The organism is Methylotenera versatilis 79 (assembly GCF_000384375.1).
GTDB classification, from domain to species: domain Bacteria; phylum Pseudomonadota; class Gammaproteobacteria; order Burkholderiales; family Methylophilaceae; genus Methylotenera_A; species Methylotenera_A versatilis_B.
Genome location: NZ_ARVX01000001.1, coordinates 608,252 through 624,622, shown reverse-complemented (window position 1 = coordinate 624,622; position 16,371 = coordinate 608,252). Strand labels below are relative to the sequence as shown.

Sequence of the window (16,371 nt, the reverse complement as noted above, 5' to 3'; positions counted from 1 at the left end):
GCTTGAAAAAACTATAACGGTTTTTGTTCACCCAAATCCCGTGTCTGGCACGGTTTAAATTAGGTGAACGCCGTTACAAGTTAACCAATATTTTGATTTAACTTGTAAACCGAGCCTGGGATTTGTATGAAACAAACCTCGCAACGTTCCTCGGTTATCAATACTACTAAAAATTAGCTTGCCATTATAATGAAACCACTGCTTTTGTAAAGCAATGATTTCATTCATAAAACTGGCATTATAGCCCTGCAGCTGCTTTCAATATTGCAGCTTTATCTGTCGCTTCCCATGTAAACTCTGGCTCATCACGGCCAAAGTGGCCATAAGCTGCGGTTTTAGTGTAAATCGGACGTAATAAATCTAACATTTTCACAATGCCTTTAGGGCGCAAGTCAAAATGTTCGCGCACTAATTGCGTTAATACTTCATTGGAAACCTTACCAGTTCCATAAGTTTCAACCATCACTGAAGTCGGTTGTGCAACACCAATCGCGTAACTGACTTGTACTAAGCAACGTGAGGCTAAACCTGCAGCCACAATATTTTTTGCCACATAACGACCTGCGTAAGCCGCGCTTCGGTCTACTTTTGAAGGATCTTTACCAGAGAATGCACCGCCGCCATGAGGTGCAGCGCCACCGTAGGTGTCGACAATAATTTTACGGCCTGTTAAACCGCAATCACCTTGTGGGCCGCCGATGACAAAGCGACCTGTAGGATTCACTAAAAACTTAATATCACCTTTGATCAACTCTTTAGGCAACATTGGTTTGATAATTTCCTCAATCGTCGCTTCACGAATATCTTCTAAGCTGATTTCAGGCGAATGCTGCGTAGAAACTAAAACCGTATCAATTTTGTATGGTTTACCGTCAACATATTGCACAGTTACCTGACTTTTGGCATCTGGACGTAACCACGGCAAGCGACCATCTTTACGCAGTTGCGCTTGGCGTTCCATTAAACGGTGGCTTAACCAGATTGGTAACGGCATCAACTGCGGTGTTTCATCAACGGCATAACCAAACATTAAACCTTGGTCGCCTGCGCCTTGGTCTAGCGGGTCATCCTGCGCGCCATCTACGCCTTGTGCGATGTCTGGCGATTGTTTGTCGTAAGCAACTAATACGGCACAACCTTTGTAGTCGATGCCGTATTCTGTGTTGTCGTAACCAATGCGTTTAATGGTATCGCGCGCTACTTTAATATAATCAACGTTGGCTGTAGTTGTGATTTCGCCTGCTAATACGACTAAACCAGTATTAGCCAAGGTTTCCGCAGCCACGCGTGCGGTTGGATCTTGCACTAAAATAGCATCTAAAATGCTGTCTGAAACTTGGTCTGCGAGTTTGTCTGGATGGCCCTCAGAAACAGATTCTGAGGTAAATAGGTATTCATTCATGAGTTGCGCCTTGAAAACTTAATTTAATAAAAGAGAAAACAATATCGACTAAAGGCTGAAGCAAATATTGTTAATCACTGTTGGATTACGGATTGTACATGGTTAACCACTTGTAAACACTCAAATTTGGTAGAATATAAGTAACTGATTGAGGTAAAAATGCAAGTTAAGTTCACAAAAATGCAAGGCGCGGGCAATGATTTTGTCGTCATCGACAGTTATTCACAAATTGTCACGCTAAATGCAAGCCAGATTAAGCAAATCGCCAATCGCTATTTTGGGGTTGGATGCGATCAATTGTTAATGGTTGAAAAAAGCACATCAGCGGATGTCGATTTTAAATATCGCATTTTTAATGCAGATGGTGGCGAGGTGGAGCAGTGCGGAAACGGCGCACGTTGCTTTGCCAGATTTGTCGCAGAAAAAGGTTTAACCGATAAACGTGAAATAACGGTTGAAACGGCTAGTGGCATTATTGTGTTGCAATTGCAAATGGACGGACAAGTAACGGTGAATATGGGTGCGCCTATTTTTGAACCGGCGCGTATTCCTTTTGCTGCGTCAAATCAGCAAGCGCAGTATGCATTGCAGTTGCAATCAGAAATCATCACAATTTCCGCTGTTTCCATGGGCAATCCGCATGCGGTTACGTTGGTGAGTGATGTGGAAACTGCAAAGGTAGCGCAATTAGGGCCGCAAATTGAATCGCATACAAGTTTTCCGCAACGCGTTAATGCGGGGTTTATGCAGATTGTGAATGCGCATGAAATCAACCTGCGCGTGTATGAACGCGGCAGTGGCGAAACGCTTTCTTGCGGCACGGGGGCATGCGCAGCGGCGGTGAGTGGTATTGCATTAGGGCTTTTGCAATCGCCAGTTTTAGTGAACACGCGTGGTGGAAAACTGAATATTGCATGGACTGGGGAAATTGCGCCAGTAATGATGACTGGGCCCGCTGAGTTTGTGTTTGAAGGATTGATTGAGCTTTAAAAAGCATACAAAAAAATAAATAACTAAATTTAGGGAATAATGCATGTCAGAAGAAATGAAGTTAGACGAAATAAAAACTTATTTAAAAAATCACCCTGAATTTTTTGAAGAAAACGCCGCGTTATTAGCAGATATTCACCTACCTAGCCCGCATGGTAGCGGTACAATTTCATTGGCAGAACGACAACAATTGGCGCAGCGTGACAAAATCAGTGCGCTTGAAGGCAGGTTTGTAGAGCTGGTATTGAATGCGCAAGAAAATGATGCGTCTGCGAACAAGATTCATACGTTTAATTTGCGCTTACATCAAGCGAAAAATTTTGATGCGATTGAGCAGTTAATTAGCCATGATTTGCCTGAGGTTTTTGACTTAAGCGATACGTGTTTGCGTATTTGGGTGCAGCCGTTAGCCCAGTCGAGCCAAGCAAATTTGGTGTTTAGCGAAACTTCTGATGCAGTTAAAACTTGGATTGCTGAGCTGAGCAAGCCTTATTGTGGTAAGCCGCCTGCGATTGTAGGCGACGATTGGTTTATAGATTCAGCGAATACGCTTGCTATCATTCCATTGCGTCATGGACAATTATTCGGATTTTTGGCATTAGCAAGTGAAGATGAAAACCGTTTTTATGCAGACATGGGTACGGATTTCTTAAATAAAATGGGTGAGCTGGTGAGTGCTGCATTATCTAGACAGCTGACTTTTGCTTAAATCTTACTAAATGTTGATTTAATTTGTTATTTAAATTGGGAGTCGATCACAAAAACCAATGCTAACTCAACACTTAACCGATATATCTGATCAGAATGCAGCTTCTAAAAGCTTGGTGAATCAATATCTTGATTTTCTAAATTTTGAGCGTGGTTTAAGCGAATTAACGCGTAAAAATTACGCTAGGGATTTATCGCAGTTATTGCAATTAAGTAATGAAATAGCCTTAAATGAAATACAAAATACGCACATCAGGCGTTTTGTCGCGAACTTACATAGCAAAGGTTTGGGTGGAAAAAGCATCGCGCGCCTGTTGTCTTGCTGGCGAGGATTTTTTAGTTATCTCATTCGCGATCACGACTATACGCAAAACCCTGTATTGGGTTTACGTGCACCAAAATCAGCGCAAACCTTGCCACAAGTTTTATCTATTGAGCAAACTACAAAGCTGGTAGATATTGAAGAAGATAGCCTGTTAAGTACGCGCGACCATGCGATTTTAGAATTGTTTTATTCGTCTGGTTTGCGTTTAAGCGAGTTGGTTAATTTAAATGTGAGCGCACTGGATTTTGTAGAAGGTACGGTAACCGTAACGGGTAAAGGCAATAAAACGCGCATCGTGCCCTTAGGTGCTTTTGCCATAAAAGCCATCCAAAATTGGTTAACAGTGCGCCCAACTGTGGTCAATGAATTCGCTAATAAACCAGTATTTACCAGTTTGCAAGGCAGGCGAATTTCAGCGCGCAATATTCAATATCGCATTAAAGAATGGGCAATCAAACAAGGTATTCATTCGTCAGTGCATCCGCATATGTTACGCCACAGTTTTGCCACACATGTGCTGCAATCCAGCGGCGACCTACGCGCTGTGCAGGAAATGCTAGGACACGCCAACATTAGTACCACTCAAGTGTATACGCATCTAGATTTTCAGCATTTAAGTAAAGTTTATGATGCGGCGCATCCAAGGTCAAAAAAAGTGGACGCTAAAAAAGTGCGCTAAGAAGCGGCTAATATAAAAATTGTTGCTAATTAATATAGAAAAATTGAATCTTTCTTTAAATTTGTAGTTTAAATTATTACTTAATGCCCAATATATATTAATGTACGTTATATAAATTAATAATCACAAACCATTAACCAATGTTAGGAAAACAAAATGGAACATACACTACCAGCTTTACCCTATGCTAGAAATGCGCTTGTACCGCATATTTCAGAAGAAACACTGGATTTTCACTATGGTAAACATCACCAAACCTATGTGACTAACTTGAATAATTTGATTAAAGGTACTGAGTTTGAAAATAGTAGCCTTGAAGAAATTATTAAAAAATCATCTGGTGGCATTTATAACAATTCTGCACAAATTTGGAATCACACATTTTTCTGGAGCAGCTTGAAGCCAAATGGCGGCGGTGCTCCTACAGGGGCATTAGCCGATGCAATCAACAAAAAATGGGGCAGTTTTGATGAGTTCAAAAAAGCTTTCCAAGCTTCAGCAGTTGGCAATTTTGGTTCTGGTTGGACATGGTTAGTTAAAAAAGCCGATGGTGGCGTGGATATTGTCAACATGGGCGCGGCGGGTACACCATTAACAACTGGCGATAAGGCTTTGTTAACGATTGACGTGTGGGAACATGCTTATTACATCGATTATCGCAATGCGCGCCCTAAATTTGTAGAAACATTTTTGGCTTCATTAGCCAATTGGGATTTCGCAGAAAAGAATTACGCTTAAGCCTTGTTATAAGTTAATAATTAATACCTTGTATGAAAAAGCCCTTGGAGGAAATCCTTGGGCTTTTTTATTTCAGATATCTGAAATAAAAAGTAAATCCCAAATAGAGATTGGAGAAGTGAGTAATAATTATCTTGACATAGTTAGCCAGCTAACTATAATGATGCTAATTAGTTTGGTTTTATAGGTTGTCTTTTAAAGCCAATTTTTTTAGAGTTGTTATTTACTCAATTTAATTAGGAGAAATTTTAAAATGAAAAAACTATTAAGTGGTGCATGTGTGTCTTTGCTATTAACTTTGGGTCTAGCAACTAGCGTAATGGCTAAGGATGGCAACATTAAATCAATCGTTGAATCAGCAAACTCAGCTTGGAATCAAGCGCTTAATACTGGCAATGCAAAAGCGTTATCAAACCAATATGCAGAAAATGCAACACTATCTCCAGGAGATGGGAAAGTTTTGGTTGGAAGGACCGAAATTGAAAAACTATTCAAAAGCTTTGTTGAAAACGGTGTTCACAACCACGCGATAGAAGTAGTCAATGTGGGTGGAACTGGCAATGTCATTTATCAAATCTCTAAATGGAGTGCCAACGGAGCAGAGGCTAATGGTAAAGCGCCAGCTTTTGGTGGGATAACAACAAGTGTTCTGATCAAGGGTGCTGATGGCAAATGGTTGACGCAATCACAGGTCTGGAACGTTGCTAATTAATGACCAAAGCTAAGCTAGCCATTCATGCATTTTGATGTTGAATGAAATGTGCGTAGATGGCTAAGTCATGAAGGGTTTGTGTTGACCAGATATTTTTAATAATAGCTCTTTAGACTTAGGATTTATGCATTTAAAAGGCCGCTGTTCCAGCGGTCTTTTTTTAAGTTAATCATATTTTTGTCATCATTTTCTGCTAATATTGCAACTATGTTGCAGAGGATGTTCATTCATTTAAGTTTAGTCGTACTATTTGCTTTCACGCAAATGGGCATTGCGACGCATGAAATCAGCCATCTTGCCGACTTAACGCAACAAAACCAGCAACATAAAAATACGCCGAATCATCAGTGTGAGCAGTGTATTAGCCATGCAGGTATTGAAAATGGCTTGAATTCGCAGCCTTTTGTTTTTGCGTTGCAGCAAACCATTTCGATTGCACCTGTCAGTTTAAAATCTTACTTCTTCAGCACCACTAGCCAGCATTACGCTGCGCGCGCTCCTCCTCAAACTGCATAAATATTCATGTTCCAGCAGTATCTATTGCTGGCTAATGCTATTTTTTTGAGGATTCAACCATGTACCAAATCAATCAATCGCAAATGCGTAAGGCATTTGCATGTAAACCTATTATCTTGGCAGTTGCGACGCTTTTTACTGGAAATGCATTCGCCGAAGAAACCAATATCGAATTAGCGCCAGTAGCGATTACTGGCAATCCTTTAGGCGTAGAGTCTGATGAGTTGGTTGTGCCAGTTAGTGTGTTAAATGGGCGTGAATTAAGCCTTAGGCGAGAAGGCACTATTGGCGAAACGCTAAATGGTATTCCAGGCGTGACAGCTACCCAATTCGGGCCAAATGCATCACGTCCAGTGATTCGCGGTTTAGACGCAGAACGTGTGCGTATTATGCAAAATGGCGTCGGCATTTTAGATGCTTCATCATTAAGTTTCGATCATGCCGTGAGTGTGGATCCGCTGATTATTGAGCAGATTGATGTGGTGCGTGGGCCAGCCGCATTGTTATATGGTGGCAGTGCTGTGGGCGGCGTGGTGAATGCGATTGATCACCGCATTCCTAAAGAACAATTAGATGGGATTACAGGACGCGCCGAAACACGTTTTGGCGGGCCAGATAATACAAGAAATGGTGCGGCGGTTGTCGATGTAGGAAATGGTCAATTTGCGATTCATGCGGATGTATATAAACGACAAACAGACGATTTAGATATTAACGGTTTTGCAGTATCCAAGCGAAAATCTGAAGCAGATGGCACGCCGCGTGAGAATCGTGGAAAATTAGTGAATAGTAGTTCTGATGGTGATGGCGGTGCAGTTGGTGCAGCGCTAACATTTGATAATGGCTACGCGGGCGTTTCATATTCCACCATGAATAATAATTACGGTACAGTGGCGGAAGAAGCCGTGCGCATTGATATGAAAAGCGACCGCTGGGATGTGGCGAGTGAATTTACCGACTTGGGAAATGTGATTAATCGTGTGAAATTCCGCATGGCACATACCGATTATGAACATGTTGAATTAGAAGATGGCGAAGTTGGCACGACTTTTAAAAACCGGGGTGTCGAAGGTTCTTTTGAGGCTGGACATGCGCCGATTCAAACAGGTTTGGGTACTTTGAACGGCGTGATTGGCTATCAGTTTAGCAATACCAACTTTGAAGCCTTGGGTGAAGAGGCGTTTGTACCAGGCGTTAACTCACAAAGCCATGCTGTCTATCTGTATGAAGAGTTGCCGATAGCTGGTAGTGAAAAGGCGCAACATAAAATCACTTTTGGTGGTCGTTTAGGTCATGCTTCGGTTGATTCGAAAGATAACGCAAACTTTGGCGTAGGGCAGAATAATAGCTTTAACCCAAACAGCTTTGCGCTGGGCGGTTTATATAGTTTGAATGAGCAATGGTCGTTAACCAGTAATTTATCGCATAATGAACGCGCGCCGAGTTATTTTGAGTTGTATGCCAATGGCGCACACATTGCGACAGGTCAATTTGAGTTGGGAAATACTAATTTTGATGTAGAAAAATCAAATGGTATTGATGCGCAGATTCGCTGGAAAGAAGGTAAAAACTCATTCAGCATTGGCACTTATTACACGCGATTCGATAATTTTATTGGACTATTTAACACTGGCAATAGTCGCGAACTCGTTCTTGGGTCAGGAGATTTTTTACCTGAAGCACAATTTAGGGCGGTTCCAGCTGTATTCAAGGGTTTGGAGGCAGAAGGTAAATTTAACGTTGCCAATAATTTAGACTTAACTGTTCGCGGCGATTACGTGCACGCGAAAGAAACGCGTACAAATGACTATTTACCGCGCATCTCACCGCTACGCTTAGGCGCTGGGCTTCAGTATAGTCTGAATCGTTTCAGCGTCAGGTTAGATGCATTGCATGCTTTTAAACAAGACAATACTGCTGAAAATGAATTGGCAACCGATAGCTATACCAATGTGAGCGCGATTGTGGCGTATAAATTACCGACCAAACTTAATTTGGAGTTGTTCGCTAAAGCCAATAATCTATTGAATGATGAGATTCGTGAGCACGCGTCGTTCTTAAAAGATATTTCGCCAGCTGGTGAGCGGTCATTGTTAGTCGGGTTGCGTGGTGATTTTTAGGCGACTTTTAATTTAAGCAGCCTGCTGAACCAAACAAATCAATAAGGACTCAATTAATTATTGAGTTTTAATTGAGGTTAATCATGAGTCCGTTTAAATATATTGTATTAGGATTGGTTTTTTTTGTTTCAGTCGCAGCGGGCTGGTTAACTTTATTAGAGTACAGAGATGATGGCCATGGCAATCATGGCTGGTATCTTAAACAGTAGTTAAAAACGTAATCAAGCATATTTGGTGCTTAATTAATCAATATATTTAGTTAACCAAGATTAAGCACCAAATAATCACTACATTTGCCAGCGCAATAAACACCGCCGCGCTGCCGATATCTTTTGCGCGTTTAGCGAGTTCATGGCGTTCTATCGAAACACGGTCAACAACTGCTTCAATCGCAGAATTCAACAATTCCACAATCAGCACTAATAAAACGCTGCCAATCATCAGCGCGCGATGAATGGCGGTTGGTTCTAAGTAAAATGCCAAAGGAATGAATATTGCTGCTAACAGAACCTCTTGCCTAAAGGCATCTTCATGTTTATAGGCGGCTTTAAAGCCTTCTAGTGAATAGCCAAACGCGTTAAAGAGTCGGCGTAAACCGGTTTTACCTTTAAAAGGGCTTTCAACATGTGGTTGGTTTGACATTTGGTCTAAATCAGGCGGATCTATTTTCATTGCGCGATAGTATTCATTAAAATTAATCGGATTATTTTAACATGCGTTATCATATTGTTTTGTTTCATGTTAATTAATCTATAAAGGTTTGCAGATGGCACGCACAGTACAATGTATCAAATTAGGCAAAGAGCTAGAAGGCATGGATTTTCCTCCTTACCCTGGCGAGTTGGGCAAGCGCATTTACCTGCAAGTTTCTAAAGAAGCTTGGGCGGCATGGCTAAAACAACAAACCATGCTAGTGAATGAAAATCGCCTCAGTTTGGCAGACCCAGCCGCGCGAAAATATTTAAGTGAGCAAACTGAAAAATACTTTTTTGGTGAAGGTGCTGATACCGCAAGTGGCTATGTCCCAGAAAAGTATAATTAAGCGTTAATCAATGCTGGGTTGAGTGTTTTAGCCTGTAAAAGCCATACTATTTTTAGTATGGCTTTTTTGTTTTTAGGCGCTATCTCAGCATGCAAATGAGTTGTGCATAGATTAAAGACGTCAATACAAACATTGGTTGAAAATTACGGTTGTAAGCAATTACATTTATACAATATATATTTGTATAAATGTAATTGCTGGCGTACACTTAAATTTATAAAAATGAAGTTAACACTATTTTGAGTGCAAATTCTGTGCATTTAGATTTTGCACTCAGCTTTATAAAATCGTTTTTACAAACTCAGTAAACCAATCTTTTCAATTCTTATTTTTACCTAAAATATGACAAATACCCCAGTGCTTTTAGTTAACCAAGACTTGCAAGCTAAATTGGCAACCGCTTCTTTACAGCATTTTCGCGTGATTTTTAGTTCAGTAAAAAAACATTTGAGCGATACAGAATCGGCTTGCGGCATCAGCGGTTCTCAGCTTTGGGTGCTTTACGAGTTGAACCGAGCGCCGGATTTAAAAGTCTCAGAATTGGCTGCTAATTTAGCGATTCATCAATCGACTGCCAGTAATTTGATTGAAAAACTGGTTAAGAAAATGTTGATCGTTAAAAAGCGTGAAACCACGGACCAGCGTGTGGTGCGTTTGTCGCTGACAGAACAAGGTTTGGAAATGATTAAAAACGCGCCGCCTTCACCAAGAGGCGTGTTGCGGGATGCGCTCGATCGTTTAGATGCGGATGTGCTAGAAACTTTAACCGAAAGTTTGGCGCAATTGTCGTTGCAAATAAATAGTAAGGATGTTGGTGCAGGTTTGATTCCGCTGGCAGATTTATAGCATCTGGTTATTTAGGTTTAGCGTCATTTAAGCAACACATTTAGCAACAAAAGGAGCGACATTGTCACCTAATGAGATTCATGCCAACACACATACAGTGATTGGCATATTTGGCGAAGTATTAGCAGATATTTTTCCGGATGAAACGGTATTGGGCGGTGCGCCGTTTAATGTGGCACGCCATTTACAAGCATTTGGTTTGCATCCGGTGATGATGACAAGAACCGGTAACGACGCGCTACGCACGCAATTTTTGCAAGAAATGCAGCGATTAAAAATGGACGTTTCTGGTCTGCAAATTGATGCTAAATACCCAACAGGGCAGGTAAAAGTAAAGTTAACCAATGACGGTCACCAATTTGAGATATTGGAAGATCAGGCATACGACCATATTCATGCGGGCATTACGCATATGGTGACGATGTCACTTAAGCCAGAAATGGTTTATTTTGGTACGTTAGCGCAGCGTAGTATGCCGTCCAGATTAGCGTTAGATAAATTTTTAGAAGATGGCAAATGTCCACGCTTTTTAGATGTTAACTTACGCGCGCCTTTTTACAATAAACATACCATCAATCGCTCTTTGCTACGCAGCGATATCGTTAAACTGAATGAAGAAGAGCTAGTGATTATTGCTAAATACTTCAAAATTGACGCTAGTAATCCATCGCCATCCAGTAATCAACCCCAGTCAAATTTGTATGAAAAAGCAAAAAAATTAGCAGCAGAGTTTGATATTAAACAAATCATCGTCACAGCAGGCGCGCAAGGGGCCTGGATGGTAGCTGGCGATAAATTAATCAAAACACAAGCGCAATCAACTGAGCAATATACGATTGATACAGCAATTAGTGATACGGTTGGCGCAGGTGATGCTTTTTCAGCCGTATGTATGTTAGCTAACATACTAAATTGGGATCATGCCAGTATGCTTGATCGTGCGAATGCGTTTGCTCGTGCAATTTGCACCATTCGTGGTGGCGCGCCAACAGATATGGGTTTTTACACGCCTTTTATCGATAGCTGGAATCTGCGCCAACAATAACTATTTAAGCAAACGATTTAAAAATTTGATTGGGTTATATGATTAATGATGCTTTAGCTAAAGCAGCACAAAAGTCTGAATCGCCCATTTATGTGCTGATGATTAGCATGCACGGATTGATTCGTGCCAACGATATGGAGCTGGGAAAAGATGCCGATACGGGCGGACAAACGACGTATGTGGTGGAATTGGCGCGCGCGTTAGCAAAGCATAAAGGTGTGGATAAAGTCGATTTACTTACCCGCTTAATTGAAGATAATAGTTTATCGACTGATTATGCCGCAACCGAAGAATCGCTAGACCCTGGCGCTCGCATTATACGGTTGCGTTGTGGGCCCAAACGTTATTTAAGAAAAGAATTGCTGTGGCCACATTTAGATCAAGTGGTCGATAAAGCACTACATTTTTTAAGGCAGCAGGCGCGCGTGCCCGATTTAATCCATACGCATTACGCCGATGCTGGTTATGTCGGCCAGCAATTGTCACTTTTGCTGGGCATACCGCAAATACATACTGGTCACTCGCTTGGTCGGCCGAAACGCGATCGCTTAATGGCCAGTGGACGAAAAACATCCGCGATTGAAAAGCAATTTAATTTCGAACGGCGCATTGCGGTTGAAGAAGATATTATTCAACATGCCTCATTGATTGTGACCAGCACAAAGCAAGAGATTGAGCAGCAATATGGCATGTACAATAATTTTAACCAGTCACGATTCAGCGTTATTCCACCAGGCACAGATACATCCAGATTTTTGCCGCCCGGTCGCGTTAAACAAAAAACATCTATCCAGCAAAAAATTGATAGCTATTTAGCTGACCCAGAAAAACCGCTTATTTTTGCCATGAGCCGTCCAGAAATTCGCAAAAACATTCGCGGCTTAATTGAAGCTTATGGCAACAGCCCAGCATTGCAGGCAGCAGCAAATTTATTGATTGTTGCGGGCACACGTGAAGACATTCACGATTTAGAAGAATCGCAGCAAAAAGTCATGAAGCAATTATTGTTCGATTTAGATCGTTATGATTTATGGGGCAAAGTGGCGATTCCAAAATTCGTCGCGCAGGAAGATGTGCCTGAATTGTATCGGTTAGCAGCAAGACGTCGTGGCGTATTCGTTAACCCCGCTTTTACCGAACCATTTGGCTTAACCTTGATTGAAGCCGCCGCTAGTGGCTTGCCATTTGTGGCGCCTGATGATGGCGGGCCACACGATATATTGGGCAATTGCCGCAATGGTGTCATTGTAAACACGCTGGATAGCAACGCGATTGCGGGTGGCTTGCTGCATGTGTTAGAAGACAAAAAACGCTGGCGAAAATGGGCAACTAGCGGTTTGGCAGGCGTTTGGCGACATTACAGTTGGTCGGCGCACGTAGACAAATACATGAAAGAAGTGAATCGATTATTGCGTCGTGACCAAAAACGTTTGCGCCGCCAGCAAGCTTTAATTCTAAACGCGGGAATGTCCAGCACAGAGAAGTCGCGCATACCTTTGGCTAAAATGGCGCTGATTAGTGATATTGATAATACCTTGGTTGGAAATAAAAAATCGCTTAAAGATTTAACCGTTTGGGTAGATAACAATAAAGCAGATTGCGTTTTTGGCATTGCAACGGGAAGATGGCTTGAAAGTGCCGTGGAAATACTCAAAAAAAATCAGGTTAACATACCCGATGTGTTGATTACATCGGTCGGATCTGAGATTCATTACGGTAAGAAACTAGTGCCAGATACTGGCTGGGCAGCGCATATTCGCTATATGTGGCGAAAAGATGCACTTGAAAGCGCGTTAAGTCATTTCCCTGGATTAACCTTGCAGGCACCTGAAAATCAGCGTGAGTTTAAATTAAGTTATATTGCTACGCCAGAATTAATGCCGCCTTTAAGTGATATTAAAAATTATCTGCGTCAAAATAATTTACACGCGCAACTGATTTACTCACATGAGGAGTTTTTGGACGTATTGCCTGTGCGCGCCTCTAAAGGTCATGCTATTCGCTACTTGGCCTATAAATGGGGTTTGCCGCTGGAAAATTTTGTAGTGGCAGGCGATTCTGGCAATGATATTGAAATGTTGATTGGCGACACGCAAGCGATTGTGGTGGGCAATTATAGTCAGGAATTAGAAAAATTACGTCAAAGTGAGCATATCTATTTTGCCACACAACATTATGCAGCCGGCATTCTGGAAGGTTTGTCGCATTATGGATTACACCCTAAAAGTACTCTAGTTTGAATAAAACACTTAACACAATAAAAAGTAAAGAAATTGAAACGGTGAAATAGAAGTTAGCGAAATATAAGACAGTGAAATACGGTTTAAAACAGAAAACATTAAAGTGAAATAAGAAATAAGTGAAACAGCGCATCAACTAAAATTGGATAAAATTTATGTATGAACAAGTTTCACATTCGTTGTTAAACGACATATTGACCGAAATTGAAGCGGAAATTAAAGATAAAAATCTGCAATATTTTTATACGCGATTAGGCGCAAATTTTTATGCCATTTATTCGCTGTTTCATCAATTGTATGGTCAACGTGATGACTTTAAATCACAATTAAATCAGCTAGTTAAAATTCTCACACGTTCCTATGTCGCGCGCTCAGTAGAATTGCGCCAGCTTGATCTAGCGCGAGAAAAAAACCATAACTGGTTTTTAAGTCAGCAATGGGTCGGTTATGCAGTTTACTGCAGAGAGTTTTCTGGCGATTTAAAAGGTTTAGAAACCAAGCTTGGTTATCTGCAAGAGTTGGGTATTAATATGTTGCACATTATGCCGATTTTAGATTGCCCAAAAGGCAAGAGTGATGGCGGTTATGCGGTACGTGATTTTAGAAAAATCAATGCAGAAATCGGCACGGTGGAAGATTTAGATGCATTGGCGGCGAATCTTAAAAAACGCGATACTTTACTTGTGTTGGATGTGGTGGTGAATCACACATCAGATGAGCATGCATGGGCGCTTCAGGCGGTTGCTGGCGATAAGAAATACCAAGATTATTACTACATGTTTGATGACCGTGCTATTCCAGATTTGTATGAACAATACATGCCGGAAGTATTTCCCGAGAACGCGCCGGGCAATTTTACCTGGAATGCGGAAATGGGTAAGTGGGTGATGACCGTATTCAATGATTATCAGTGGGATTTGAATTATCAAAATCCTGCTGTATTCATCGAAATGGTGGATATTATTTTGTATTGGGCAAATCACGGTGCGGATATTATTCGCTTGGATGCAGTGGCGTTTTTATGGAAAAAAATTGGCAGCACTTGCCAAAATGAGCGTGAAGCACATTTGATTCTGCAACTCATGAAAGACTGCTGCCAGGTGACCGCGCCAGGTGTGCTATTTATTGCCGAGGCAATTGTTGCACCGATTGAGGTGATTAAGTATTTTGGCGAAGATGCGATTAATGCCAAAGAGTGCGAAATTGCGTATAACGCTACTCTAATGGCTTTGTTGTGGGAAGCTGTCGCCACCAAAAATGCTACGCTACTCAATCGGGCGATTCGTTCGATTCCCGATAAATTAGAGCGTGCAACGTGGCTAAATTATGTGCGTTGTCATGATGATATTGGCTTAGGTTTTGATGACAATGATATTCGTCTAGCGGGTTATGAACCTGCATTGCACCGACAATTTTTGCTACATTACTACACAGACCGTTCGGCAAACTCTTCTGCCAAAGGCATCGCTTTTGGTACCAATGTAAAAAATGGCGATGCGCGCATTGCGGGTTCGTTGGCATCATTGGCGGGATTAGAAACGGCGATTGAACATCATGATGACGATGCCATTACGCGCAGTATCGATACTATTTTGCTGTTGCATGGGTTGATTTTAGCTTTTGGCGGTATTCCGCTGATCTATTATGGCGATGCGATTGGCACGTTAAACGATCAAGCTTATTTGGAAGACGATTACAAAAAAAATGATAATCGTTGGATTCACCGCCCAGCCATGGACTGGAATAAAAGTGAATTAAGATATGAAAAAGGCACTACGCAGCAGCGTATTTTTTCTGGTCTGAAAAGAATGATTGCGACTAGAAAAGAGATTACCGCCTTTGCAGACCACAATAATCGCGAATTGATTTCGTTGGATAATCCACATTTATTCTGTTTTGTGCGTACGCATGGCACAGGCAACCATCCGCGCGTGCTAGTGATTTGTAATTTTGACCACAAAGTACAAGTTTGCAATATCGATGGCTTACGTAAGTTAGGTTTATTGCAGCACGCCGCAGTGAAAAACTTATTCTCAGATGACACCATCGATTTGTCTAATGGCATACTTACAATCCCGCCGCTTGGCATGTATTGGCTGGAAACTTAAATACGTTAATAAAAATTTTTAAGTAAAATTTAAAATAAATTGACACTAAAAAAGTGGTTAACTAAGTGGATAAACGCCAATAGTTGATGTGATATAAAATAAAAAAAGCAGCTTAAAGCTGCTTTTTGAATACCCATTTTTTTAATGAAACTGATATTAAGGCTCCAGGGTTTCGCGTTCCATATCGGCTAAACTGGTATGGCGAACATCTTTGCCTTTCACCATATACACCACATATTCGGCGATATTTTTAGCATGGTCGCCAATACGCTCAACGGCTTTTGCCACAAATAATACTTCTAATGACATCGAAATCGTGCGTGGATCTTCCAGCATGTACATCACCAATTGACGCATCGCCGCGCGAAATTGCTCATCGACTAACTCGTCTTGTTTGGCGACTTCTACAGTTTGGCTCACATCTAAACGTGCAAATGCATCTAATGACGTACGTAGCATTTCGCGTACGATTTTAACCATCGCTTTAATTTCAGTAAAGCGCGGTTTGTACATGCGGTCTTCATCAAAAATACGCTGTGCTGTACGCGCGATTTTAGTGGCTTCATCGCCAATACGCTCTAAATCGGTGATAGTTTTTACCATCATCATCACCATGCGTAAATCGCCCGCTGCTGGCTGGCGGCGCGCGATAATGTGGCTACAGTCTTCGTCAATCTGCACTTCAAGCGTATTCACACGCGCATCATTTTCCATGACTTCTTTGGCGAGTTTGATGTCGGCTTTAATTAATGCTTCTAACGCGTTAACAATTTGCTGCTCAACCAAACCACCCATTTCAAGCACTTTAGCGCGAACGGATTCTAATTCAGCATCATATTGTTTAGAGGTGTGTTCAAATTGCATGTTTACTATCCTTGTGATTCATTGCTAAATTTAGTC

At 41.5% G+C, this 16,371-nt stretch carries 16 protein-coding genes and 1 riboswitch; of the genes, 13 read left to right on the top strand and 3 right to left on the bottom strand.

What is annotated here, in order from left to right:
* Nucleotides 1–58: 58 nt before the first annotated feature.
* Nucleotides 59–158: riboswitch (S-adenosyl-L-homocysteine riboswitch) on the bottom strand.
* A gap of 80 nt (nt 159–238) precedes the next feature.
* Complete coding sequence (gene metK / locus METVE_RS0103255; protein WP_020167018.1) at nt 239–1,402, bottom strand: methionine adenosyltransferase; 1,164 nt, start codon at nt 1,400–1,402, stop codon at nt 239–241.
* A 159-nt stretch (nt 1,403–1,561) separates the two neighbouring features.
* Here metK and dapF point away from each other — a divergent pair, with 159 nt between their 5' ends.
* From dapF to METVE_RS12880, 8 genes are all read left to right on the top strand, one after another.
* A complete protein-coding gene (gene dapF, locus METVE_RS0103250) occupies nt 1,562–2,392 on the top strand; it encodes a diaminopimelate epimerase (RefSeq protein ID WP_020167017.1) in 831 nt (276 codons plus the stop codon).
* Between the two features lie 43 nt (nt 2,393–2,435).
* Nucleotides 2,436–3,101, top strand: coding sequence for a DUF484 family protein (locus tag METVE_RS0103245; protein ID WP_020167016.1), 666 nt, complete (start codon nt 2,436–2,438; stop codon nt 3,099–3,101).
* 58 nt (nt 3,102–3,159) lie between these two features.
* Entirely contained in the window at nt 3,160–4,104 is a 945-nt protein-coding gene (xerC, locus tag METVE_RS0103240) for a tyrosine recombinase XerC (protein ID WP_020167015.1), read from the top strand.
* A 156-nt stretch (nt 4,105–4,260) separates the two neighbouring features.
* Nucleotides 4,261–4,842, top strand: coding sequence for a superoxide dismutase (locus tag METVE_RS0103235; RefSeq protein WP_020167014.1), 582 nt, complete (start codon nt 4,261–4,263; stop codon nt 4,840–4,842).
* 253 nt (nt 4,843–5,095) lie between these two features.
* The gene (locus METVE_RS0103225) at nt 5,096–5,554 is read left to right on the top strand and encodes a YybH family protein (protein ID WP_020167012.1); all 459 of its coding nucleotides are present in this window, start codon (nt 5,096–5,098) and stop codon (nt 5,552–5,554) included.
* 207 nt (nt 5,555–5,761) lie between these two features.
* Nucleotides 5,762–6,070: a hypothetical protein gene (locus tag METVE_RS0103220; RefSeq protein WP_232415544.1), complete on the top strand. Its 309-nt coding sequence runs from the start codon at nt 5,762–5,764 to the stop codon at nt 6,068–6,070.
* Between the two features lie 59 nt (nt 6,071–6,129).
* Nucleotides 6,130–8,190 (top strand): TonB-dependent receptor, encoded by a 2,061-nt coding sequence (locus METVE_RS0103215; protein ID WP_020167010.1) that lies wholly within the window; start codon nt 6,130–6,132, stop codon nt 8,188–8,190.
* Nucleotides 8,191–8,273: 83 nt separating this feature from the next.
* Nucleotides 8,274–8,399 (top strand): hypothetical protein, encoded by a 126-nt coding sequence (locus METVE_RS12880; protein WP_020167009.1) that lies wholly within the window; start codon nt 8,274–8,276, stop codon nt 8,397–8,399.
* Nucleotides 8,400–8,445: 46 nt separating this feature from the next.
* Here METVE_RS12880 and METVE_RS0103205 read toward each other — a convergent pair whose 3' ends face one another.
* The gene (locus tag METVE_RS0103205; protein WP_020167008.1) at nt 8,446–8,862 is read right to left on the bottom strand and encodes a diacylglycerol kinase; all 417 of its coding nucleotides are present in this window, start codon (nt 8,860–8,862) and stop codon (nt 8,446–8,448) included.
* Nucleotides 8,863–8,956: 94 nt separating this feature from the next.
* On the opposite strand from METVE_RS0103205, the gene METVE_RS0103200 reads away from it, so the two are divergent.
* The 5 genes from METVE_RS0103200 to METVE_RS0103180 all read left to right on the top strand — a co-directional run bounded on the left by METVE_RS0103200 (nt 8,957) and on the right by METVE_RS0103180 (nt 15,471).
* Nucleotides 8,957–9,232 (top strand): oxidative damage protection protein, encoded by a 276-nt coding sequence (locus METVE_RS0103200; RefSeq protein WP_020167007.1) that lies wholly within the window; start codon nt 8,957–8,959, stop codon nt 9,230–9,232.
* A gap of 342 nt (nt 9,233–9,574) precedes the next feature.
* Entirely contained in the window at nt 9,575–10,078 is a 504-nt protein-coding gene (locus tag METVE_RS0103195; protein ID WP_020167006.1) for a MarR family winged helix-turn-helix transcriptional regulator, read from the top strand.
* Nucleotides 10,079–10,139: 61 nt separating this feature from the next.
* A complete protein-coding gene (locus METVE_RS0103190; protein ID WP_020167005.1) occupies nt 10,140–11,123 on the top strand; it encodes a carbohydrate kinase family protein in 984 nt (327 codons plus the stop codon).
* Nucleotides 11,124–11,161: 38 nt separating this feature from the next.
* Entirely contained in the window at nt 11,162–13,363 is a 2,202-nt protein-coding gene (locus METVE_RS0103185; RefSeq protein ID WP_020167004.1) for an HAD-IIB family hydrolase, read from the top strand.
* Nucleotides 13,364–13,518: 155 nt separating this feature from the next.
* Nucleotides 13,519–15,471 carry an amylosucrase gene (locus METVE_RS0103180; protein ID WP_020167003.1) on the top strand — a complete coding sequence of 651 codons (1,953 nt, stop codon included), beginning with the start codon at nt 13,519–13,521 and terminating at the stop codon, nt 15,469–15,471.
* A gap of 156 nt (nt 15,472–15,627) precedes the next feature.
* On the opposite strand, the gene phoU is transcribed toward METVE_RS0103180, so the two are convergent.
* Entirely contained in the window at nt 15,628–16,335 is a 708-nt protein-coding gene (gene phoU / locus METVE_RS0103175) for a phosphate signaling complex protein PhoU (protein ID WP_020167002.1), read from the bottom strand.
* Nucleotides 16,336–16,371 lie beyond the last annotated feature (36 nt).